The sequence below is a fragment of the Glutamicibacter sp. MOO4 genome, assembly GCF_056934395.1.
Genome location: NZ_CM167800.1, coordinates 1,707,711 through 1,731,454 on the forward strand (window position 1 = coordinate 1,707,711; position 23,744 = coordinate 1,731,454).

A 23,744-nucleotide genomic window follows, 5' to 3' on the forward strand; every position below is an offset into this window, starting at 1 on the left:
GCGTCGCCAGGCTCTAGCGGTCGAGCTGCTCGAATGCGTTGGTGATCATCGCTTCGAGTTCAGCTTCGTCCGAGAGGTGTTCTGCACGAATGGTCATCCCGGCGGCTACGTAGTAGAACGCAGCCTTGATATCTTCTAATGCGATGCCGTGAAGACGGGACCAGCCGAGTCGGTACACCGCCAGCTGAACTAGTTTGCTCTTCAGGTCCTTCCCATGCGGAACTCGCCCAGTTTTCCAATCGAGTAGCAACCACGTGCCGTCTTCCATCTGGAACACCGCGTCGATCCTGCCTCGAACGGCCACCGGACCGACACGGGTTTCCAAGGGTACTTCCACATAGGCCGGTTGAAGTTGCGACCATTCGCTGGCCAGGAATGCCTCTTTCATGGACTCCAAGTCCAGAGCCTGGTCAAGATAGTCATCCGCGGGCTCGACAATCTCGCCGAGATCCAACATAGAAGTCTTTTCGTAGAACTCCTCAATCCACGCGTGGAAGGCAGTTCCTCGGCGCGCTGCAAGTCCCGGACGCCGCGGTACCGGGCGCCTGAGATTTTCCAAAACCGAAACCGGGTCTTCAGCCAACTCAACAAATAGCGAGGCCCGGACGTGCTCGGGTGCTTCAACTCGCCGTTCGCGATTGGACAGGAATTCACGCTGGGCAAGCAGCCTGCGCGCTTCATCCGCCCATTGTTGCCCCTCTTCGGTCAGCAACTGGGACTGCTCGCTTTCCTTGAGCACGTCTTGAGCAATTTCCTGCATGACTTCGCGGCGCGAGTAAGGGAATTCGGTGCGGTTCATACCGCCGGTAATCTGTGGTCCTTCCAACGGATCGTAAGGCCATAAGGCTTCCAAGGGTGTCAGTCTGCTGGGATTTTGTTCCGGAGCGTCTTCGTCCCTAACCCAGACACCAATTTCTGCCTTGGGATCGTTACCTTCGGCCAACGGGACTAAAGCCGAAAAGAACTGCGACGGTTCGGTCGGTTTGCTTCGTGTGGCAGTCCAAATGCTACTACTGCAGATGAGCAATGATTTAGCACGCGTTACCGCTACGTAGGCCAAGCGCCGCTCTTCAGCTACGTGGTGGTCCTCAACTTTGTCTTTAAAAATGGACTCTGCTTCCAGCAATTCCTTCAGTGCTGGTTGGTCCGTATCCCATTGAGGCAGATCCTTGGCGTCACCGCGCAGCTCCCACGGTAAAGCCTTGTCACCGCTAGTCCAGCGATCTGACTTTGCTCCTGGGAAGACACCGTCATTCAGGGACATGACGGCCACAATGTCCCATTCCAAGCCCTTCGAAGCATGCACCGTGAGCAACTGGACGGCTAGCGGATCAGCGTCTTCACTCGGAAGCGGCAGCCCCTTCTCTTTCTCTGCGGCTTGTTCTAGCCACAGCAGGAATCCTGCCAGCTCCACGCGGGGTGCATTCCGAGAATAATCACGGACTATGTCAGCAAATGCGTCGAGGTTTGCCCGCGATGAAGCTTGGTCAACCCACGGACGTACGGCCACCTCAATATCCAGATTCATGGCCCGTTCGACCTCACGGATGAGGGTTTCCAAGTCATCGTTGGCTATCAATCTCAAAGAGGCTAGTTCTTCTTTTAGCGCGGTAAGTCGTAACCGGCCCTCTGCACTCAAACTACGCCCAGCAGCGCTCTGCCATCCCTCAGCAGGAAGGAAGTCCAACGCTTCAATGAGGCTCGCCGCGTCATTAAGTTCAGCACGCGCTGACTCTTCGACGTTCTCTTGCGCTCCGGTTGCTTCGTTAGAGACTTCCGCTGACCGAAGTCCTTTGGCTCTGCGTCGTTCTAATTGTCGAGACCAGTCAGCAAAGGCTGCCAGATCAGCAGTTCCAATACGCCATCTGGCGCCCGAGAGTAGCCTCATGAGCTTGTCCGAACGTAACGGGTCTACCAGTACATGCAGGCATGCAACCAGATCCGTAACCTCAGGCGTACTCAATAGCCCGGATAAGCCCACCAGCTGATAGGCGATACCCCGCTCAGCGAGGACCTCACCCATAATGCTCAGCTGACTTCGATTACGCGAAAGTACTGCGCTCGTTTTGGGCTCATCTACGGCTTTTCTTGATTCCGAGATGATCTGATCAGCAATGGCTTCAGCTTCTTGGCGAACTGTCGCGCAACGATTGAGAATGACTCGACCAGGCTGCGCAAAGGCAGAGGGTTCCAATGGCTTAACGGTGACCGGGCCGGTGTGTGGCGATCCACCGGCAGTGATTTGGTTAGCAGCAGAAAGCACGTTGACGGTATTGCGCCAAGCAATCGTCAGATGCTTCACGTGGGCAATTTGGTGCTCTTCACCGCGCACAATGGGGAATGTTTCTGGGAATCTAAAAAGCTGACCGGCGCTAGCTCCACGGAAACCATAAATTGATTGGTTAGGGTCCCCCACCGCAGTGACCGGATGTCCCTTGCCATAAAGCTGCGAGAACAGCACCATCTGGGCATGGGAAGTATCTTGGAATTCGTCGAGCAGGACAACCTTGTGGCTAGCCCTTTCGGCGAGCGCAGCGGCAGGGACCTCCTGGGCAATCCGTGCTGCGTGAGCGACTAGATCCCCGTAGTCCATCACCCCGAGCTTTTTCTTTTCGCGCGTGTATTCCTCGGCAAGCTCTGCAATAGTGGCGCGGGAGGCAAGCTTGTCGATGAGTTTGAGTGCTACCTGAGTCGGCGCCTTGTCCTTTTCGGCGTCCATCGGCAGAGCGCGCAATCTTAGAACCAGATCATCAATCCATTGATGAGCTTCAGGTGCGGTGACCAAGTGCTCCGAAGCTTCGGAGCTGAAGGAAACAATGGCGTCGATCAGAGTGCTCGTAGCGCTATTGAGGTGGTGGTAGTCCCCCGTGTACTTTTCAAGGACTGTATGCCCCAGCTGCCAGGACTGTGCTGCGCCAAGTAGTGCGCTGTCTTCTTCTAGTCCAAGACGCAATCCGTGATCCTGTACCAGGGTGTTGGCATAGGAATGATAGGTGGAAACGGCTGGGTCAAGGAAGTCTCGAGTTTCTTCTTCGCTGAGCAGTCCAGTAGCTACCAACTGCGCAATTTTTGCGCGGATACGAACGGAGAGTTCCCCGGCAGCCTTGCGGGTGAACGTGACGCCGAGAATTTGCTCGGGACGCACCAACTGGTTGGCGACCAACCAGACAACTTTGTCCGCCATGGTTTTGGTCTTGCCTGAGCCTGCGCCGGCGATGACCAGCATGGGCTCCAACGGGGCAGCAATAATTTCAGCCTGCTGCCCAGTGGGTGGAAACTTCTCGCCTAAGGCTAGGGACAATTCTTCGGGGGTGTATTTGATGTTGCTCATGGTTCGGTGACCTGTCGTCCTTCGGCGCAGAGGGGGCAGACTTCGGGCAGGGTGCAGTTGCCGAGGATTCCTGCGGCACCTGCAACGTGGCGAGTAATGAACTCGCTATGCCCCATGAGTTCGGCGGCTTCAAGGATCAAGGTTTTCGCCCAGTCTTCGCCATCTAGGGAAGGTTGTTCTCGAATAGTGGGGCTTTTGGTTTTGGTGCCGACGTAGACCAAGGAAGCTCCGGCAGGCTGGTTGGACAACTCTTGGGTGTCCGGGTTTTCTTGTAGGGCCCCGAGTTGGATGGCTGTTTGGTACACGCCTAGCTGCGGATGTTCCAAGGTGTCATTTTTGCTTGGTGCCATCGATCCGGTTTTGAGGTCAACGACCGTTACTTTTCCGTTCGAATCTGCCTCGACACGGTCGATGATGCCTCGCAACTGCACCGCTGTGCCATCCTGCGTTGGTACTTCAATTTGGAACGGCATTTCCCGTGCGACCAGTTCTCTACCTTCTTGCCGCATGGAAATGCAGTACTGGGCAAATTTCTTGAGCATGTCGCTAGCGCGGTCAAAGTCTCGTTGCCCTTCCCAGTTATCGAGCTTTTCAAGTTCTGGCCAACGCTGCTCAAGGATTTGTTGATATTCGTGTCCGCTGGCGTCTGGGTGCTCTTCTGCAATGGAGTGGATGAGGGTACCGAGTGATGCGGCAAAGTCGTGTGCTGCTGTGCCGCCGGCGCTTTGCACAAACCAGTTAAGCGGTGATTTAACCAGGGTTTCAACTTTGGACGGCGAGACACGGCGCGGCTGATCTTCTGGCACCACCGGTGCGCTGGAAGACAACGGGCGTAGTCCCCACCAGTGATCTGGACGTGCGCCACGTACAGGCTGTTGGGTTCCGGCCAACAACGCTAAAACTTGTACCGCGTCTTGGTACTGGGCTTGGGGGTCAGTTCCCTCTGGGGCAGCAATCGCACCGAGCAGTGCGGCCTTGCTTTGTTCAGCGCTCTTGCGTAGCTGGGCCACCAGTGTGGACAGCGAACGGATACGCGGCACCGATGTGGGTTCCCGTCCGTCGGGCCCCGGTGGTTCAACTAGGTCGAGGAAGGAAGATGGTTGACTGTCTTCGTTATCGACAGCCGTGCAAATCAATTGTTCTGAAGCTCGCGAAACTGCGTTGCTGAAGCTGCGCAACTCGTCATTGCGAATTTGGCGGACCAAATGTGTGGGTGTGCGGGTGGTAAGGAAACCGACCCCATGTTCGGCAGCGTCTGCGAGGGCGTTGGATCCTAATAACTCACCACGCAAACGCAGGTTAGGCCACGACCCCTCTTGCAGACCGGGGATAAACACCACTGGCCATTGCCTGCCCGCGGCAGCAGCGGTGGTCAGCACGGTCACCGTGTTGCCGCCCGCGGCGCGGGTAGCCAAGGAGTCCATCGGCAGATCCTGGTTCAGGATGTGGTCAATAAATTGCGGCACGCTGGCGCCTGGCAGCTGATCCACAAATCGCTCTGCTGCTTGGAATAGCGAGAGTACGGCGTCGAGGTCGTGGTCTGCTCTACGCGCTGAGTTCCCTGTACCAAGTGCTTCGTCGCGCCATGCTTGGGCTCGACCGGAGGCTTCCCACATGGACCACAACGCAGTTTCGGGAGTTGCGGTGCCTGACGCTAGTTCGGTATTTAGCGCTGTGTACATTTTCAGCAGACGTTGAAGTCCGAAGGCCGGCTTGCCTAGCTCAGCTGCCAGCTCTGGTTCTTGGAGGCAGGCTTCAAGCAACTCTTGGCTTGAACGCCGTCCACCGTTGGCGGCTTCGCGCTGGCGTAGCAGCTGGCGCAGGCGTCTGATTTCCAGTGCCGTGCTCATGCCGTAACGCGATAACAGCAGGTTTTGCATCAGCAACGGATCGTCAGCAACGGAGTTGTTGTGAGCCAGTTCTAGTAGGTCCAGTAGCGGACGGACCGCCCCCTCGTCCTTAAGCGGAATCTCTGCCGGTGGGATTTGGACCGAGATTCCCTGTCCTTCTAGGAAACGGCTAAAGGAACGGACTTGGGAACCGTTACGGACAACAATTGCCATCTCGGAGAGACTGCGGTTTTCAAAGAGGTTGAGCTGAACGATGCGCTGGGCGATGAAGCGTTCTTCCAGCGTTGAGTTTTCAAAGGTCAAGGCAACACAGACATCGGTGGCGCTACTCTGCGGTGGCTCAATCGTTCGCCCACGACTGCCAGCGGCTACGGGTACACGACGTACAATTCGTTGCCAAGCCTGCGTGATCAGGGCAGACATTCGATATCCGTGGGTCAGTTCAATATAGGTGACTGTTGTAGAGCTGGTGTAGTTCTGTTCAAATCGATGCAATTCATCGGTGCGTGCACCACGAAATCCCTGAACTACGCTGTCGGGCGCGGCAAACGCAACTAATGCCCGGTCCTTGCCCAGAAGCGCTAGAAGCCGATGCTGTGACAGTGTTGCTTCTTGCAAGTCATCTACCAACACCAATTGGAGCCGATCTTGTTCGGCATGAAGGAACGACTGGTTATCTTCAAGAATTTCGGCAGCGCGGGTGATTAGCCCTGCCGGGTCAAAAGCCTCGGCACTTCCCAGATCTAGAAGATCCCTGTATTCCTGATAAAAACCTGCAGCTGCCTGCCATTCAGGCCGCTGAGCTTGTTCACCTAAGCGCTCAACGTCGGCAGGTTCTAGTCCAAGTTCTGAGACTCGGTCAAAAAATTCACGGACCTCTTTGCGGAATCCACGAGTCTCAACGGCTAGTTCTAGTTCCTCGGGCCACTGCGGTCCAAGAGTCAGTCCTTGGGAATGTCCCTCAAGCAAGTTCCCAATCAAGGTGTCCTGCTCGGGACCAGAGAGCAATCTTGGCGGACGCTCTAGGAACGGCAATAGCCCTTCCACTCTTGCGCGTCTAATGAGATCAAAAGCGTAGGAGGACCATGAACGAACAACCGGTTCGGTAAAGGTCTGTTCAGCACGTCGGCTTAGCTCATCACGGATTGAAGCGGCCGTCATACGGGTTGGCGCGATAATCAGTAGGGACTGCGGGACCAAGCCGGCATCCAGATGGGCAACAGCGGTGCCGATCAGCGCACGAGTTTTGCCCGTACCGGGTGCACCAGTAACTAAGACCGGGGTACGCACCAATTGAAGCTGATCCACAATGTTTTCGGGATCTGCCATAAGTTCGCTTCGTGCATCGTCCATGGTTACAGTTCATCATCCATTTCCGACATTTTGGGGTTGCCCAACGACGATCTGAGGATATCTATTTCATCCCAGGCAGCGGGGGTTGGGTTCCACCGGAACTTATTCATATCCACTTTTTTCTCTGGAAGCGCCAGCTTTTCTTCATTCCAATGTTCCAGCGCAACAGGCATCAACGGATCAGCGATACTTCCGTTAGCCCTCAAAACACGCCACCAAGGCGTTCCGCCAGGGGCCAGCGCCATCGCCTTGCCTACCTGGCGAGGCCCACCACTGCCGAGCAGCTCGGCCACATCGCCGTAGCTCAGAACTGCACCCGCGGGAATCAATCGGGCCAGCTGATGGACGGCCTGGCCATATTCGATTGGTTCCTGAACTCCAGCTTCATTCATAGTCCTATTCTGCCAACTAGCTGCCGTTGATCCACAACATGCGCGTGTGGCCGCCGCTGTGTCCTTCTCAGCCTGTAGCGTTGTGCCTATGAATGAATGGCACAAGGGCCTTGCAATTGGCTTTGACTTGGAAACTACCGGCGTTGATACAAACACCGCACGGATCGTTACAGCATCAGTGGTGCTCTTAGATGCACAGAGCAATGTGGTTAACCGTCGTGAGTGGTTAGTTAATCCTGAAGTCGAGATCCCGGAAGCTGCAACTGCGGTTCACGGTATTTCCACCGAAAAGGCTCGCGCTGAGGGTGCACCAGCCAAGCAGTCTGTTCAAGAAATCATCCAGCTGTTGTCTTTCGCCTCCGAGCAGTCACCGATCGTCGCGTTTAACGCGTCCTATGATTTTTCGGTTCTTTACAATGAGGCCCTGCGTCATGATCTGCCACCGTTCTTCCCGGGCAACGTGATTGACCCGTTCATCATTGATAAGCAGGTCGATAAGTTCCGCAAGGGCAAGCGCACGTTGAGCGCGGCCTGCGAGTTCTATGGTGTTGTTCTAGAAAACGCGCACACTTCCTTGGCTGACGCGGTTGCCTGTGTAGAGGTGGCCCGACAGATCGGTGAGCGCTACCCGCAGCTGCACGTCGAGCCGCAGGTTCTTCACGGATGGCAAATTGGTTGGGCTCGCGAGCAGGCGGAAAGCTTCCAAACTTACTTGCGCAAGACCAAGCCTGAAGCCGTTGTGGACGGTGCGTGGCCCATCATGGAGAGGTAACTCACACACAAGACAAGCGCCTATGCCTGATGTCACAGATACCTTAGGTGCCGATGCGTCATTCCGCGGAAGTCAATAGTTCATCTTCTGTCACAATTTGAAGAACAATCTTCGAGATGTCAACCTTTATGACTCTCGACTAAGAATCTTGAGGCGATTTTCGGCCCTATTCGGGCGATTTAGTTCGATGGTGGTTGAATGGAGGGTACTCTCTCTACCCATTTGAGAACTGAAGGAACCCGCCTAGTGATCACAGTTAGTGACCTGCGCAAGGTCTACCAGCAGGGCAGCAAAGATGTTGTTGCCCTTGATGGTGTCAGCCTTGAAGTCCCCACCGGGAAGATTCATGGCATCGTCGGACATTCAGGGGCTGGCAAGTCCACCCTTGTTCGCTGTTTGACCCTGCTTGACCAACCAACCTCTGGCACCGTAGCTGTCAACGGACAAGAACTGACCAACGTCAGTTCAAACGAGCTGCGCAATGCTCGCCGTCGCATCGGCATGGTCTTCCAGCACGCCAATCTTTTTGACTCGCGCACGACCGAGCAAAACGTTGCCTACCCACTGGAATTGGTTGGAACCCCCAAGGACCAGGTTGCTGCCAAGGTAGCTGAACTACTGGAACTAGTTGGTTTGACTCAGTTCGCTAAGGCGTACCCATCACAGCTTTCCGGCGGTCAGCGCCAGCGTGTAGGTATTGCCCGCGCCCTGACGACCGACCCCGACGTTTTGCTCTGCGATGAGCCAACGAGCGCACTGGATCCTAAGACTACGGATGAGATTCTTGAACTGGTCAAAGAACTCCGCGACCGTTTGAACATCACCGTTCTGATCATCACCCACGAAATGCACGTGGTAAAGCAGGCCTGTGATTCTGTCTCGTTGCTAGAACGCGGCAAGATTGTTGAAACCGGCTCCATTGAGCAGGTCATCACCAACGCCACCGGAAACCTCGCCTCGACGTTGCTACCACTTCCAGGCGATGCACCACGCGCAGAAGGTTCCGGCCCAGTACTGGACCTGCTCTACACCGGTCAGCAGGCCACTGAGCCCGTCATTTCTTCTGTAGCTCGCCAGTTCAACACTGATGTAAACGTGTTGGCCGGTTCTGTAGAGCAGCTTGGTGAACAGCAGTACGCGCACCTGCGCTTGCAGTTGAACGCTGATGCGGACTTGGACGCCATCGTGAACCATTTGACCTCCAACGGCATCGCCGTAACCGTGAAGGGAGCCAAGTAGATCATGGATTTCTTTACTCCAACAGTCCTCAAGGCCATGGGCACCGCCACCGTTGAAACGCTTGAGATGGTTGTTATCTCCGGTGTCATCACCATCGTTATTGGCCTAGTTCTCGGCATTCTGCTTCACGTCACTGGCAAGGGCGGATTGACTCCAATTCGCTGGATGAACGTCGTACTTTCCGGAATCATCATCAACATCACCCGCTCGATTCCATTCGCCATTCTCATGGTGTCCTTGATTCCGTTCTCCGCCTTGGTGGTTGGCACCTCGATTGGCCCAATCGCCGCCTCGGTTTCACTGACCATCGGTACTATTCCGTTCTTCGCCCGTCTAGTGGAAACCGCCCTTCGCGACGTTTCCTCCGGCAAGGTTGATGCAGCGCTGGTCATGGGTTCTACAAAAATGCAGACCATCCGCAAGGTACTGGTTCCCGAAGCCATGCCAGGCATCATCGCAGCGGTTACAACAACTGTAGTGACGCTGATTGGTTACTCTGCAATGGCCGGTTTGGTCGGCGGTGGCGGTTTGGGTCGCATGGCTTACACCTACGGCTACACCCGCTACAACATGCCAATCATGATCACCACGATCATCGTTATCGTCATCATGGTGCAGCTTGTACAGATCATTGGCGACTTGATTGCCCGCAAAGTCGATCACCGCTAAAACAAATAAAGACTTCCATCGGTCTACCGGTGGAGCCGTGGACTATGTCATGACACGGCAATCCTCACTCGCAACCGAGCCCCACGGCTCCAACTCAAAGGAAGACAAGTTATGCGTAAAAAGCTCACACTTGCAATCACCGGCATTGCCACCGCATTTGCACTCACCGCTTGCGGTAGCAGCTCACCATCAGCTGATGCGAATGCAACCTTGGACCCAGCAAAGCCTGTCACCATCAAGGTAGGCGCCAGCCCAGTTCCACAGGCTGACATTCTTCGCTTCGTTGATGAGAACCTAGCCAAGGATGCTGGCATCGACCTGGACGTCGTTGAATACGACGATTATGTTCTGCCTAACACCTCGCTAGAAGATGGATCGCTGGACGCCAACTACTTCCAGACCGAGGCATACCTGAAGACTGAAACCGAAGAAAAGGGCTACAAGTTCGCCCACGGTGCCGGTATCCACGTAGAGCCAATGACCGTCTTCTCGAAGCAGTTCAAGGATCCTAAGGAAGTTACCGAGGGCACCACCGTTCTGCTGAACAACGACCCAGTAAACCAGATCCGCGGCATGCGTGTTCTGGAAACGGCTGGCCTGCTCAAGAACATCGCTGATGACGATTCAATCCTCACCGTCCAGGACGACAAGGAAAAGAACCCTCTGTCCCTCAAGCTCAAGGATGCCAACGCTGAGCAGGTAGTTCAGTACTACAAGAGCGACAAGTCCATTGGCGTTGCTGTGATCAACGGTAACTTCATCGTTCAGGCAAAGCTGAACAAGGACGAGATGCTAGCTCAGGAATCCGGCGACAACAACCCAAACGCTAACTTCCTGACCTGGCGTGAAGGTGAAGATACCGCCGCCATCAAGAAGCTTGAAGAGCTTTTGCACTCCGATGAGGTTCGCGCCTACATCAAGAAGACTTGGACCGACGGCAGCGTCATCCCAGCTTTCTAATCCCCACTTTTGACGAGGAGCACCGCTCCTAGTTCGAAGCATTCCACAGCCCGAGTTCCTCACGGAACTCGGGCTGTTTTGCGTTCCGGAAGAATCTATGATCAGAAGATTTCAGGGCACAAGAAAGCCCGGGGCAGGCGGCACCAGAAAATATGGTTCCGCCTGCCCCCGGGCTCTATTACTCTTGTTTAGGCCTTCGCCGCGGCAGCAGCCTTGGCTGCTGCTGGAAGGGCTGCAAAGATCTTCTCCATTGCAGCATCATCGTGAGCTGCCGAGACGAACCATGCTTCGAAGACACTTGGTGGCAGGTAAACGCCTGAGTCCAGCATGGAGTGGAAGAACGGCGCGTAGCGGAAGACTTCCTGACCCTGTGCGTCAGCGTAGTTGTGCACGCCGTTTTCGGCCGTGCCGAACGCAACCGAGAACAACGTACCGGCACGCTGGATCGAGTGGTTCAGGCCCTCGGCGTTGAATGCCTCGGTGATAGCTGCCTGCAACGCATCAGACTGCTTGGTCAGGTGCGCGTAGACCTCTTCGGTCGCATTGCTCAACTGCGCAATACCAGCAGCCATAGCTACAGGGTTGCCCGAGAGCGTGCCAGCCTGGTACACCGGACCCAGTGGCGCCAAGTAGTCCATGACGTCGGCACGACCGCCGAGCGCAGCGGTAGGAAGGCCACCGCCGATGACCTTACCGAAGGTGTAGAGGTCTGCGGTCCAGCCCTCGACCTTTCCGGTCAAGCCCCAGTAGCCCGAGGAAGAAGCACGGAAACCGGTGAGCACTTCATCAACGATGAGCAGTGCGCCATGCTTGGCGGTGGTTTCCTTCAGGAACTTGTTGAAGCCCTCTTCAGGGGTCACCACACCCATGTTGCATGGAGCTGATTCGGTAATGACCGCAGCGATATTGGCACCATGCTCGGCGAACGCAGCTTCAATGGCGGTGCGATCGTTGTATGGCAGCACCAGGGTTTCTGCAGCGGTGGCCGCGGTAACCCCAGCGGAACCTGGCAATGCCAAGGTAGCCAGTCCGGAACCTGCATCAGCCAGCAGGCCGTCCAGGTGTCCGTGGTAACAACCGGAGAACTTGATGATCAGGTCACGACCTGTGTAGCCACGGGCCAAACGAACTGCGGTCATGGTGGCCTCGGTGCCGGTAGAAACCATGCGTACACGGTCTACACCGCCCATCCGTGACTTGATCAGTTGACCGAGCTTGGCCTCATCCGGGGTGGACGCGCCAAAGGACAGACCACGATCAACGGCAGCGTGTACCGCAGCTTGGATTTCTGGGTGCGAGTGGCCGAGCAAGGCTGGACCCCACGAGCAGACCAGGTCAACATATTCCTTGCCATCAGCATCGGTGAGGTAAGCGCCCTTGGCGCCAACCATAAATGGTGGAATGCCGCCGACTGAACCGAAGGCACGTACTGGCGAGTTCACGCCACCAGGCATGACCTCGCGGGCCTCGGCGAAGAGCTGTTCTGAGTTAGACATCAGTCTTACTTACCTTCCTTAAGCCAGCCGGCAACTTCGGCTGCGTAGTATGTGAGAATCTGTTGGGCACCGGCACGCTTGATGGAAAGCAAAGACTCAAGAACGGCGCCCTTGCGATCGATCCAGCCATTGGCAGCGGCAGCTTCGATCATCGCGTACTCACCGGAAATTTGGTAAGCGGAAACCGGCACTGGGGAGAAATCTGCAATATCGCGCACGATATCCAGGTAGCTCATGGCTGGCTTGACCATGATCATGTCAGCGCCCTCGGCGATGTCCAGCTCTGCCTCGATGACGGCTTCGCTTCGGTTGGCGCTGTCCATCTGGTAAGTACGGCGATCACCAACCAGCTGGGAGTCTACGGCTTCACGGAATGGACCGTAAAAAGCGCTGGCGTACTTGGCGCTGTAAGCCAACAGTGCGATGTCCTGGCGTCCGGCTAGATCAAGGGCCTGGCGGATCACACCGATCTGACCGTCCATCATGCCCGATGGAGCCAAAATGTGGGCACCGGCCTCGGCCTGCGCCAGGGCCATCTGCGCGTAAATGTCCAACGTTGCATCGTTGTCCACCTGGCCATTGGCATCAAGGACACCACAGTGGCCGTGCGAGGTGAACTCATCTAGGCACACATCGGACATGACCAATAGTTCGTCGCCAACCTCGGCGCGGACCGCAGCAATACCCTGATTCAAGATCCCCTGGGGGTCGATTCCGGCAGATCCGGTTTCGTCGCGTTCTTCAGGGATGCCAAAGAGCATAATTCCACCCAGGCCGCGTTCTGCCGCGTCATTGGCAGCAGCCTTCAGCGAGTCCATGGAGTGCTGAACAACGCCGGGCATGGAGCTGATTTCGTTTGGCTTGCTAAATCCTTCACGAACGAAGGCTGGCAAAATCAGCTGTCGAGCGGACAGCTCATTTTCAGCCACCAAACGGCGCATGGCTGGATTCTGCCGCAATCGGCGAGGACGGTGCTCAGGGAAACCCATAGCTCTACTTTCTGTCTTGACTACTTACTATCTGCAGCTTCGGTCGTACCGTTGAGCAGCAGCAAATCTTTGGCCGCGTCGGCTAGGCCACGCGGGGTCGGCTGGGTGGCGATCGCATGCACCGGGATGGATGCTCGGGCCATAGCCTTGGCCGTGGGCTGACCGATGGCAATGGTTCGCATCCTTTGCGGCAGCGGGCCAGCAACAAGTTCTGCGAAGCGTTTTGCCACCGAGGGAGCCGAGAAAACGACCAGATCCATCAGTTCCAGTTTCTCACTGATCGCCTCAGCCTGCAGAATATTCAGCGACTGGGTAGGCACCGATGAATCTACCGGTACTCCCCCGCTGCCCGCGGCGACGCTGCGGTAGGCTTCAAATTCATCCACGCTCACTGGTAGCAAGGCAAGCGCGTCCGCCAAGGTGGGGCTGGCCAAGTCCCCATGCGGGTAGCACAGGTGTGCATCAGTTTCAGGCTGCCATTCGTCTCGCATCCCTGCCGCTGACTGCAGTGTGGGCTGAAAATCTACTTCTCGCCCCCAGAGCTCGCTAATGGCAAGGCTGGTTTTTTCACCCACCGAAGCGATACGCAGACTTGCCGGTAAGCGCTGCTCCCCGATCAATTGATCAACAACTCGCACCGTATTCAGGCTGGTAACAACCAACCACTGATACTTACCGGCAAGCAGTTGCTCGCTCATGCGCACTAGCTCCGTACGATCTGTTGGCCAGATAGTATCGATCAGCTGGGCACACCACGAAGCGATACCCAGCTGGTCAAATTCCTGCACCGTAGCTTCGGCTCGTGCCGGGTTACGCAGGATTAGGGCGTGATAGGTCATGAGCGGGTGTTCAGGCCAAACCGGCAACGACGGCAGCGCCGTCAGCAATCATGGATTCGGCCAGGTCTCGGCCAAGCTGCACAGCGGAGTTGATGGAGTCGGCGGAAGTACGAGCGCTACGGCGCATCACTTCAGATCCATCGGGGTTGCAGGCCACCGCTTCGAGCACCAGCTCGGCACCATCCACCTGCGCCAGCGCGCCAATGGGTGCGGCGCATCCTGCTTCTAGCGTGGAAAGCAAGGAACGTTCGGCGACAACCTGCATTCGGGTATGAAGATCATCAAATGATTCCAGGGCCTGATCCAAGGCTTGGTGGCCGCTACCGGTGGTACGCACTTCCAGTGCCAAAGCACCCTGGCCCGGGGCAGGCAACATGATCGAGGGATCTAGGTACTCGGTGATGTAGCTTTCCAGCCCGAGTCGACGCATTCCGGCGGCGGCCAAAATGACCGCATCCAAATCACCCTGGGTGCTTCGGCCAACGCTGCCGTCATCCAAGGTCTCGCCGATGCCTTTGACCCGACCCAAACGGGTAGGGACGTTACCGCGGATATCAACAATCTGCAGGTCGCTACGGTAGGCCAAGAGCTGGGCTGCTCGGCGTGGAGAACCGGTGCCTACCTTGGCGCCCTGCGGCAAATCATCCAAGCCCAGTGAGTCATGGGAGCACAGTGCGTCTCGAACATCTTCACGGGCCGGGATGCAGGCCAGAACCAAGCCTTCAGGTTGCGCTGTCGGCAAGTCCTTGAGTGAGTGGACGGCTAGGTCGCATCCGGAATCCAGTAGACGTTGGCGCAAAGCGGCGGCAAAGACGCCGGTACCACCAAGGGTTGCCAGCGATCCGGTCACTACGTCACCCTCGGTTTTCACCAGAACGGTCTGCACTTCAAGACCAGAAATTTCGGCGAGCTTCTGCGCAGCCCAACCGGTCTGGGTGGTGGCCAACGCACTACCGCGAGTACCTACTCGGAACGATTCGCTCATGATTGTGGCACTCCAACTTCAGAGTCAACGGCGGCAATAGTTGGCCGCAGCGTTCCGTCCAAGGCCCGCTTTTCGCAGCAGCCTGGGCGGCAGACATCAAACCATGGACCGCCCTGAACCACCGAGGCACGACCAGCCCGGCGTGCCTTGCCATCTTCGCCGAGCAGACGCTCTTCAATCAGGTCAACCAAACCGGAAACAAAAGGTTGCTGGGTACCCGGGGTGGCCACACGATCAAAGGCCAGACCCAGCTGAGCGCAGGTGTCCTTGGCTTCGGTATCTAGATCCCAAAGCACTTCCATATGATCAGAGATAAACCCGATCGGTACAACAACAACACCGCCGACACCGGCAGCAGCATCCTCTTCCAGTGCGTCATTGATATCCGGTTCCAGCCACGGCATGTGCGGCGCACCCGAACGAGACTGGTACACCAACGAGTAGTCCAATCCCTTGGCTTCTTCAACCTGGGAAAGAATGTACTGCGCGACGGCCCGGTGCTGCGCGGTGTAGAGATTTTCGCTGTTTGCTTCGCGAATTTCTTTCGGACCAGCAGCCTGCGCATCCCCCATCGGAATGGAGTGGGTGACAAAAACGATCTTCACTGGCTTGTCAGTTTTTCCAGCCTCAGCAAGCTGGGCCTGAACCTTAGCCAAAGAAATCCGCAAGCTCTGAACAAAAGGCTCAACAAAAGCGGGAGTATCAAAGAACTGACGGATCTTATCAACTTCAACCACGCCGTCTAGGCCCGTGGCCAGCAGCCCCATGCCAAGGTCTTCGCGGTACTGTCGGCAGGCCGAGTACCCTGAGTAGGCGCCGGTGCCGAGCATCAGAACTTTGCGGTGACCATCGTCGGCCAGCTGTTGCAAGGTGTCGTTTACAAACGGGTGCCAGTTACGGTTACCCCAGTACACCGGCAGGTTGATGCCACGGGATGCCAGCTCGGCTTCCAGCGCGGCCTTCAACTCACGGTTTTGTCCGTTGATCGGTGAGACACCACCATTTTTGCGGTAGTGAACTGCCACCTCTTCAAGGCGTTCATCCGGGATACCTCGGCCTCCGGTGACGTTGCGCAAAAATGGCAGCACATCGTCTTGGCCTTCTGGCCCACCAAAGGAGGCGAGTAGCAAAGCATCATACGCTTTAGGAATCATCTGACCGTTCTGGTCGAATCCCTGGCGCGGATCAAAACTCTGGCTCACTTTAATACCTCAAGCACGTCGGCAGCAGAGATCTTCCGTCCGGTGTAGAACGGGGTTTCTTCACGTACGTGGTGACGGGCTTCGGTGTAGCGCAGGTGACGCATCATATCGACAAGGTCGATCATGTCATCGGCTTCGAGGCAAATCTGCCACTCGTAGTCACCGAAGGAGAACGCAGCGACGGTGTTGGCCAGAACGTTAGGGAATTCGCGGCCTAGGATGCCGTGGTCACGAAGCATTTTGCCACGTTCGGCTGGGTCCATGGTGTACCAGTCGGTGGAACGAACAAACGGGTAAACCGTCATCCATTCCTTGGCGCGGATGCCGCGGGCGAAAGCTGGAGAGTGGTTCTTAGCAAATTCTGCTTCGCGGTGCACAGCCATGGTGGAGTACACAATTTTTGTGCCTTCCAGCAGCGCGGAGCGACGGATCTTGCGCAGCGAAGCCTGAAGCAGCTCGGCAGATGGGCCGTGGACCCACACCATGATGTCAGCGTCTTCGCGCATGGCCGAGACGTCGTAGATGCCTCGCACGATGGCACCTTCGGTGGCCAGCTCTGCGATCAGCGCATCAAACTCGGTTGCTGCGCCTTCGCTGCGCTCAACGATTTCGGAACGCTTAAAGATGGTCCAGAGCGTGTAGAAGAAAGTTGGGTTTTCTCCCGCATTCGTGCGTTCGTTCATGACGGGCGAATTGTGCTCGGGTGCGTTGCTCACGTGATGTTCTCCTTGTTCTGCGGATCTTTTCATGGATGATGAATCCAAAATTCTTGCTGAAGTCTTAGCGGGCGCTGATGGCCACCGCGCGGCGTGCTTGAGAGATCACTCGGGCTAGGCCCGTACCGGAAATCCAGGCACCAACCACATCAAGCCCGACCAATGGTGCCAGCGCTTGTTCAAGGTCGACTCGACGCTGCACTGCGGCTTCACCTTGCAAAGGCACCATGTCGCTGAAGCGCGAGACGAAACTTCCTAAGACATCATCCCGATGCAATTGAACACCGAGAATCTTTGAAGCGTCTTTGATAGCTAACTCGATCAATGCTTCGTCATTTCCGGATTCAACCACTGGCTCAGACTCACCGATACGACCGAAGGACAGTCGAACCACGTGGGTTCCAGGGCCAGCTTCATTTGCGAGCCAAGGCCACTTCGCAGTGGAATGGGTCAGCGCTTTGGCGGTCAGTGGAGCGTTCTTATTGACCAGCACTCCCGAACCACGCGGTGCATCATCCAGTTCAGGCTTGTCCACCACCAAAATTGCTAGCGCAATGGAATTGGACGTGTCCTCAGCACTAATTTGTGCCTCGGAAGCCAGCAGCGGGTTAATCAGCTCTAAGGCAGGTGCAGCCGGTGTGGCAATGACGACCCGCTCTGCCTGAATTTCTTGGCCAAGGCTAGTTACCGTATAGGGGATCTGGGCATGAGCGTCGTAACTGACGGCAGTGACTGGCGAATTACGAACCAGTGTTGCCCCGGAGTCTTCTAGTTGCTTCACGAGTGACTCAACGAGGGTAAACATTCCACCCTCAAGTCCGCCCACGCGTGAACCTGCAGGAGCTGAAGCCTGCAATTTAGCTACCGCGCGGGCCAACGATCCGGTTTCCTGCATCGCTTGGCGCAGGCCAGGGGCGGCAGCGTCAATAGAGATCTGAGCCGGGTCGGTGGAGTACACGCCATTAATCACCGGCGAGACCAGCAGGTCCAAAACCGCTTGCCCCATACGGGTGCGCACTACTTCAGCCACTGAAAGTTTTTGGGTAGCCCACTTTTTGCTCATTGGCGTGATCAGGTCAGCAGCCGCACGGACTGTGCCGGCGCGACCAATAATGTTGCGCACAGCATCGGTGCGTACATCCGCAGGGATGCCAAGTAGGGCAGTGGCAGGCATTGGGTGTGCCACGATCTCTTGCTCGTCCCCCTGAATCAACCAGGCTGACTGGCCCGAGGTCTGAGCGATTTTTTCACTCAGGTCCAATTCATCTAGGTAGGCGGCAACCGTACCCTGACGTACCGCAAAGGATTCTGCGCCGGCATCAATTTTCAGTCCGGCTACGTCGGTGGTTCGCATGCTGCCGCCAAAGCTGTCATTGGCTTCTAAGACGGTAACTGCGTATCCGGTTTGACGAAGATCTCGGGCAGCGACCAGGCCTGCGATGCCACCGCCGATAACTACCGCGTGTGCTGCCTTCGGCTTAGCCTCATCGGTGGCAGTGCGTTTGTTATGTCGGGTTTCATTGGCTTTGCGTACTTTTTCTAGCAACCGCAAAGCGTGGGCAGGCGACTGCGAAGAGATCTCTGAACGCTCTACAGAAGCTGGCGATGATTCCTTGCTCACGTACTTAGCACCTTCTACCTTCACACATTGAAGCGGTTGCCTTGGACCGGGATTACGCACAAGCCCAAGGCACTACTCCCAGCTTAGACCCGTTGAATTACAGCGAGTGAATGAGCTCTACCACTTTGCTCAGCACAGTTGGATCCGTAGTTGGCGGAACACCATGGCCCAGGTTCACTACGTGTCCACGGGCCTGCTTTCCAGCTTCAACAACTTCACGCACGTGCGCTTCAAGCACTTCCCATGGAGCGGTCAGCAGTGCAGGGTCGATATTGCCCTGAACCGAAACGCCTTGGCCCAACCGTTCGATCGCGGTATCCAGTGGAATGCGGTAATCCACGCCCACGGTGTCAACGCCAATATCGCGCATAGCGCTTAGCAGTTCCCCGGTGCCGGTGCCGAAGTGAATCAATGGCACACCCAAGTCACGAACGAAATCCAAAGCCTGCGACGAATAAGGCGCGACGAACTTTTCATAGTCAGGCAATGACAAGGAACCTGCCCACGAATCAAATAGCTGAGCCGCAGAAGCCCCGGCTTCAACCTGTGCACGCAAGAACTTGCCTGAAGCGTCGGCAGCCCAACGCATGAGTCCTTCCCACACTTCTGGTTCTGAATGCATCATGGTGCGTGGACCCAAGTGGTCGCGGCTTGGCTTGCCTTCAACCATGTAGGCGGCCACGGTAAATGGTGCGCCGGCAAAACCGATCAATGGCGTGGAGCCTAATTCAGCAACGGTCAGGCGCACAGCTTCACGAATTGGTTCCAAGGACTCTTCGGTGAGTTCTGGAAGTGCTGCGACCTGTTCCGCGGTGCGGATAGGAGTATCTAGTACCGGGCCAACGCCTGGCACGATGTCTACACCGATTCCAGCCAAGCGCAGTGGGATGACAATATCGGAGAAGAAGATTCCGGCGTCAACCTTGTGTCGGCGTACCGGTTGCAGGGTGATTTCGCTGGCCATTGCTGGGTCCAGGCATGAATCAAGCATGCTCACGCCTTCACGCAACTTCAGGTATTCCGGCAGGGAACGCCCCGCTTGGCGCATGAACCACACTGGATGGTGCGACGGAGTTTTGCCCGTCAAAGCTTGGATCAAAGCGGAATCTTGGGTACGTCCATCGAGCATCGGATGGTTCTGCGACAGGGTCATACTCTAATTCTGCCAAGTCTTGAGATTAAAGCCCATTCGGGAGGTCCGCAAGCAGCCGAAGGTGAGCAACCTAACCCACCCAAAGGGCCCGATTTAGGCACGCCTGCGTTGTTTGCTCGGTCGTTCCGTCCTATTCTGGGGACACTGTGGTTTTCTTATCTCTTGTCGCTTCGCATTCGCAGCTCGATCTTGAGACCGTCGCGCAAATTAGCGCTTCGGCCGACGGGCTGGCAGCTGCCTCCGTTAACGGTTCGGCGGCCATCAATGGTGCCGTCGTTCTAGCAACCTGCAACCGTTTCGAGGTGTATGCGGACGTATCCCACGTGGATGACGCCACCGATCACCTGGTGAACGCACTGGCAGAAAGCACTAGCCTCTCCCCCGACTTCTTGGCCCGCCACCTGACCAGCTTGGAAGGTGAACCGGTCATTGAGCACCTCTTCTCCGTGGGCGCTGGCTTGGACTCGGCCGTTGTTGGCGAACGCGAAATTGCCGGCCAGGTGCGTCGAGCGCTGACCCAAGCGCAAACCGAAAAGACCACCACAAGCAACCTCAACCGCTTGTTCCAGAACGCAACCCGAGCAGCCAAGGATGTCGGCTCGAATACGGATCTGGGAACTCAGGGCAAGTCCGTAGTATCGGTGGCACTGGATCTAGCTGAAGAGCTGATGTCCGGAGATCGCGATTGGTCCGAACAGGACGTTGTGCTTTTCGGCACCGGTTCATACGCCGGAGCAACCATGGCTCTACTGAAGGAACGTGGCGTTAAGCGCGTTTCTGTTTACTCGCATTCGGGCCGTGCCGCTGACTTCACGGCTAAGCGTGGAGGATTCCCGCTCAGCGATGAACTTCTGCCCCAGGCACTGCGTGAAGCCGACGTGATTGTTGGTTGTTCCGGTGGCGGACACCAGATCTCGCGTGCAGAGCTAGAAACATTACGTGTGAAAAACCATCCGTTGATCGCTATCGACATGGCTCTAACTCATGACTTTGATCCAACTTTGGTTGAGCTGGCAGACGCAGAACTGATTACCCTTGAATCGGTCCGCATGGCTGCTCCCACCGAGCAGGCTATGGCTGTACACGCCGCTAGTCGCATCGTAAAGAAAGCCACGACCGAATTTGCTACAGCTCAGCGTGAGCGTGAAGCAGATTTCGCGATTGTGGCCCTGCGCCAGCACACCAAGGCCGTCCTTGATCAGGAAATCGCCAAGGTTCGCGCACAGCATGGTTGTACTGCAGCTGCTGAAGAAGTAGAGATGGCAATGCGTCGTATGGTCCGCCAGCTTCTGCATGTTCCGACCGTACGAGCCCGCGAATTAGCTGGCGAAGGACGCACCGACGAATACGTCTCAGCGTTGGAGACCCTGTACGGATTAGAGCTATCCGAGCCACAGGTTAGTCCACTGGCTGAGGTACCGCCGGTCCGAAGTACCGCGAGCCCGGTTGCGAGTTGCCCGGTCACCGAAGAATCAAAATCCGCATAATTAATCCTCGTTTCTTGATTTACAGTTCTGCATTCCAAGTCAAAGCATGGAATACTACTTCCAAGTAGATCACTGCGCTCAATTTCCAGATTGAATCGGCGGTGCATCGCGCAGCAGCTGGAAAGGCCGGATTCGACATGACGGAACTTGAAAATAGCAAAGGTGCCCGCTCCCAGCGGATGCCCCGTGAAGCACGGCGCCGACAGCTATTGCAGGCCGCCCATCAAGTTTTTGTTGCCCACGGTTACCATGGCGCTTCCATGGACGAAATCGCTGAAGTGGCACTCGTATCCAAACCAGTGCTGTACCAACACTTCCCCGGTAAGCGCGAGCTCTACCTAGCTTTGTTGGATTCTCACTTAGCCGACTTCAGCAAGAAGCTCGAAGAAGCCATCAGCTCCACCACCGATAACCGTCAGCGCGTGTTTGCCACCATCAACACGTACTACAGCTACATCAAGGGCGAATCTCAGGCCTACCGTCTCATTTTTGAATCCGATGTATTGTCTGATCAGCTGATTGCCGGACGTATCGAACGCTTCAACAATAAGCTCGCTGCGTCTATCGCCCGCGTTGTTGTGCAGGACACCGACATGAGCGAGGCTGAAGGCCTGCTTGCCGGTCGAGCCCTGGCTGGCCTATCGCAAGTTTCTGCTCGTTATTGGGCTTCCACCGATGATGCGGTGGACCAAGAAACCGCCGTAGATCTCATCTCGCGTTTAGCTTGGCGCGGAATTTCACAGTTCCCCAAAGAAAACTAGCTAAATTAGTCTTCAGAGGACCCATACGGGACACCTAAATCGTTTGAGAGGATCAGCGACAATCATGGAAATCCGCATTGGCATTCAGAATGTAGCCCGCGAAGTTGTACTTGAATCCGAGCTCAGCAACGCAGAAGTGAACGAGCAGGTCGCTAAGGCCATCGCCGATGGCACCGTCTTGGCACTTAAGGATCCAAAGGGCCGCGAGGTTTTGCTGCCTTCTGCTGGCATCGCTTACGTTGAGATCGGCCCAGAAGAAGTTCGCCGCGTCGGCTTCGGTCAGTAGAACACAAATTATTCAAGGCGCTTGACGCCTGTCGAAGAATGGCTGGTTTCCCGTTGACGGGACACCGGCCATTTTTTTCGAAATAGTGTCTTAGTTCACTGTGTTGTGATAATGCTAAGGGGTGACTCAACCACGTATCCGCAGCCCACGTCCAGTACCGACCAAAGACTTGGCCGAGCTGTTGCTCGGAATTGAAACCGAGTTTGAAGTTCCCGCGCCCTTTGATCAGCAGACACTCACTGCAGCCGAGACGGCCGTGGCCGACTTGGAACTGCCAGAGCGCGACGCCACCGACATGCCATTTTTCACCATCGACCCCGAAGGTGCCACGGATCTAGACCAGGCAATGTATCTGGAAAAGAACGAAGCTGGCTACGTGGTGAACTATGCCATCGCGGATGTACCGGCGTTTGTTAAATTGGGCAGCAAGCTCGATGAGGTAGCACGCCAACGTGGACAGACTTACTATCTTCCTCACCGTAAGATCTCTTTGCATCCACCATTGATCTCTGAAGATCAAGGCTCATTATTACCTGATCAGGTTCGCCCCGCCTTCCACTGGAGAATAACCCTTGATACTCAGGGCGCGCTTGGCGAGATTGAGCTGAGCCGGGTACGCATCAGATCCCGCGCGCAGTTGGACTACGTTTCCGCCCAAAAGAGCCTCGACGAATCTTCCGGGAACGAACAGCTAGAGTTACTGGCCGAAATTGGCGCCCTGCGCACCAAGCAGGAACAGCTACGCGGCGGCGCATCACTGACCCTGCCTGATCAAGAAGTCGAGGCGACGGACGATGGCTACAAGCTGGTGAGCCGAGTTCCTCTGCCTTTGGAAGATCACAACGCCCAGATCTCCTTGTTGACTGGCATTGCCGCAGCCCGGCTGATGCTCGATGCCGGCGTCGGAATCCTTCGCACCATGTCTGCCCCCGAGGACAAAGCGTTAGCGGACTTCCGCACACAAACCCAGCTCCTAGGTCATCCATGGGATCAGAGCATCAGCTATGGCCAATACCTGCACACCCTAGATGTCAGCGACCCACAACAACTGGTGATTATGCACCGCGCAGCATCACTGTTCCGTGGGGCCGACTACCAAGTTATTAATGGTCAGCCCGAAACCGACCTCGTTCAGGCCGCTTTGGCTGCGCCCTACGCACATACCACCGCACCGCTGCGACGCTTGGTGGACCGCTTTGTACTGCTCACCTGCAGCTTGCTGACCTCAAATCAGAGCATTCCTGATGAGCTGAAAACCGCTCTGGACCAGCTTCCAGAACTGATGCAATCAAGCTCCGCTTCGGCCAACAAGGTCAACAAGGCTGCGCTGGATCTGATGGAAGCAGTACTTCTACAAAACCGTATTGGAGAAGAATTCCAAGCCATCGTGGTGCAAAGTGCACGCGGCGGCGAAGGGAAATCTGCCGAAGGACAACTACAGCTAGTGCAATTGCCGGTCACCGGTAGTTTCACCGGAGACGGCGAACCGGGAACTTTGGTCACCGCAAAGTTGATCCAGGCTGATCCCACACAGCGAAAGATTAGCTTTGAAATCGTGGCCCAAAACTCCTAACCCAAGGTTTTTGACTAGAACCCGTTATGCTTGGGCTATTAGAAAATAGGATGCCCGATCGCAATGGGCT

The 23,744-nt window shown here is 56.1% G+C and carries 19 protein-coding genes; 8 read left to right on the forward strand and 11 right to left on the reverse strand.

The features are described from left to right. Window positions 1-13: 13 nt before the first annotated feature. Genes AC1Z3F_RS07895 through AC1Z3F_RS07905 form a run of 3 tightly spaced genes read right to left on the reverse strand, consistent with a single transcriptional unit; the run spans window position 14 to window position 6,926 of the window. A complete protein-coding gene (locus AC1Z3F_RS07895; protein ID WP_483566920.1) occupies window positions 14-3,331 on the reverse strand; it encodes an ATP-dependent helicase in 3,318 nt (1,105 codons plus the stop codon). Further along, window positions 3,328-6,534 carry an ATP-dependent helicase gene (locus AC1Z3F_RS07900; protein WP_483566921.1) on the reverse strand — a complete coding sequence of 1,069 codons (3,207 nt, stop codon included), beginning with the start codon at window positions 6,532-6,534 and terminating at the stop codon, window positions 3,328-3,330. The genes AC1Z3F_RS07895 and AC1Z3F_RS07900 overlap by 4 nt, the downstream gene beginning before the upstream one ends. A gap of 2 nt (window positions 6,535-6,536) precedes the next feature. Further along, window positions 6,537-6,926 (reverse strand): MGMT family protein, encoded by a 390-nt coding sequence (locus tag AC1Z3F_RS07905; protein WP_131088615.1) that lies wholly within the window; start codon window positions 6,924-6,926, stop codon window positions 6,537-6,539. An 88-nt stretch (window positions 6,927-7,014) separates the two neighbouring features. Between AC1Z3F_RS07905 and AC1Z3F_RS07910 the strand changes: the two genes are divergently transcribed. The 4 genes from AC1Z3F_RS07910 to AC1Z3F_RS07925 all read left to right on the forward strand — a co-directional run bounded on the left by AC1Z3F_RS07910 (window position 7,015) and on the right by AC1Z3F_RS07925 (window position 10,566). Next, window positions 7,015-7,698 carry a 3'-5' exonuclease gene (locus AC1Z3F_RS07910; RefSeq protein WP_131088616.1) on the forward strand — a complete coding sequence of 228 codons (684 nt, stop codon included), beginning with the start codon at window positions 7,015-7,017 and terminating at the stop codon, window positions 7,696-7,698. A gap of 246 nt (window positions 7,699-7,944) precedes the next feature. Further along, a complete protein-coding gene (locus AC1Z3F_RS07915) occupies window positions 7,945-8,937 on the forward strand; it encodes a methionine ABC transporter ATP-binding protein (RefSeq protein WP_131088617.1) in 993 nt (330 codons plus the stop codon). Window positions 8,938-8,940: 3 nt separating this feature from the next. Continuing rightward, a complete protein-coding gene (locus AC1Z3F_RS07920) occupies window positions 8,941-9,606 on the forward strand; it encodes a methionine ABC transporter permease (protein WP_262197367.1) in 666 nt (221 codons plus the stop codon). Between the two features lie 111 nt (window positions 9,607-9,717). Then, on the forward strand, window positions 9,718-10,566 hold the full coding sequence (locus AC1Z3F_RS07925) for a MetQ/NlpA family ABC transporter substrate-binding protein (protein WP_131088619.1): 849 nt from the start codon (window positions 9,718-9,720) through the stop codon (window positions 10,564-10,566). A gap of 188 nt (window positions 10,567-10,754) precedes the next feature. On the opposite strand, the gene hemL is transcribed toward AC1Z3F_RS07925, so the two are convergent. The 8 genes from hemL to hemE all read right to left on the reverse strand — a co-directional run bounded on the left by hemL (window position 10,755) and on the right by hemE (window position 19,567). Continuing rightward, window positions 10,755-12,062, reverse strand: a complete 1,308-nt coding sequence (gene hemL / locus AC1Z3F_RS07930) for a glutamate-1-semialdehyde 2,1-aminomutase (protein WP_262197366.1) — start codon at window positions 12,060-12,062, stop codon at window positions 10,755-10,757. Between the two features lie 5 nt (window positions 12,063-12,067). Continuing rightward, window positions 12,068-13,051, reverse strand: a complete 984-nt coding sequence (gene hemB, locus AC1Z3F_RS07935; protein ID WP_262197365.1) for a porphobilinogen synthase — start codon at window positions 13,049-13,051, stop codon at window positions 12,068-12,070. 20 nt (window positions 13,052-13,071) lie between these two features. Continuing rightward, the gene (locus tag AC1Z3F_RS07940) at window positions 13,072-13,890 is read right to left on the reverse strand and encodes a uroporphyrinogen-III synthase (protein WP_131088622.1); all 819 of its coding nucleotides are present in this window, start codon (window positions 13,888-13,890) and stop codon (window positions 13,072-13,074) included. 10 nt (window positions 13,891-13,900) lie between these two features. Beyond that, on the reverse strand, window positions 13,901-14,875 hold the full coding sequence (hemC, locus tag AC1Z3F_RS07945; RefSeq protein ID WP_131088623.1) for a hydroxymethylbilane synthase: 975 nt from the start codon (window positions 14,873-14,875) through the stop codon (window positions 13,901-13,903). Further along, the gene (locus tag AC1Z3F_RS07950; RefSeq protein WP_131088624.1) at window positions 14,872-16,077 is read right to left on the reverse strand and encodes a ferrochelatase; all 1,206 of its coding nucleotides are present in this window, start codon (window positions 16,075-16,077) and stop codon (window positions 14,872-14,874) included. The genes hemC and AC1Z3F_RS07950 overlap by 4 nt, the downstream gene beginning before the upstream one ends. Next, window positions 16,074-16,760, reverse strand: a complete 687-nt coding sequence (hemQ, locus tag AC1Z3F_RS07955; protein ID WP_131089795.1) for a hydrogen peroxide-dependent heme synthase — start codon at window positions 16,758-16,760, stop codon at window positions 16,074-16,076. Before hemQ ends, AC1Z3F_RS07950 begins: the two co-directional genes overlap by 4 nt. Window positions 16,761-16,857: 97 nt before the next feature. Then, window positions 16,858-18,414: a protoporphyrinogen oxidase gene (gene hemG / locus AC1Z3F_RS07960; protein ID WP_165477280.1), complete on the reverse strand. Its 1,557-nt coding sequence runs from the start codon at window positions 18,412-18,414 to the stop codon at window positions 16,858-16,860. Window positions 18,415-18,511: 97 nt separating this feature from the next. Beyond that, window positions 18,512-19,567 (reverse strand): uroporphyrinogen decarboxylase, encoded by a 1,056-nt coding sequence (gene hemE, locus AC1Z3F_RS07965; protein ID WP_131088626.1) that lies wholly within the window; start codon window positions 19,565-19,567, stop codon window positions 18,512-18,514. Window positions 19,568-19,713: 146 nt separating this feature from the next. Here hemE and AC1Z3F_RS07970 point away from each other — a divergent pair, with 146 nt between their 5' ends. The 4 genes from AC1Z3F_RS07970 to AC1Z3F_RS07985 all read left to right on the forward strand — a co-directional run bounded on the left by AC1Z3F_RS07970 (window position 19,714) and on the right by AC1Z3F_RS07985 (window position 23,674). Continuing rightward, window positions 19,714-21,054: a glutamyl-tRNA reductase gene (locus AC1Z3F_RS07970; protein WP_131088627.1), complete on the forward strand. Its 1,341-nt coding sequence runs from the start codon at window positions 19,714-19,716 to the stop codon at window positions 21,052-21,054. 137 nt (window positions 21,055-21,191) lie between these two features. Next, window positions 21,192-21,815, forward strand: a complete 624-nt coding sequence (locus AC1Z3F_RS07975; protein WP_131088628.1) for a TetR/AcrR family transcriptional regulator — start codon at window positions 21,192-21,194, stop codon at window positions 21,813-21,815. A gap of 64 nt (window positions 21,816-21,879) precedes the next feature. Beyond that, window positions 21,880-22,101, forward strand: coding sequence for a DUF3107 domain-containing protein (locus AC1Z3F_RS07980; RefSeq protein ID WP_131088629.1), 222 nt, complete (start codon window positions 21,880-21,882; stop codon window positions 22,099-22,101). 121 nt (window positions 22,102-22,222) lie between these two features. Beyond that, entirely contained in the window at window positions 22,223-23,674 is a 1,452-nt protein-coding gene (locus AC1Z3F_RS07985; RefSeq protein WP_131088630.1) for an RNB domain-containing ribonuclease, read from the forward strand. Window positions 23,675-23,744 lie beyond the last annotated feature (70 nt).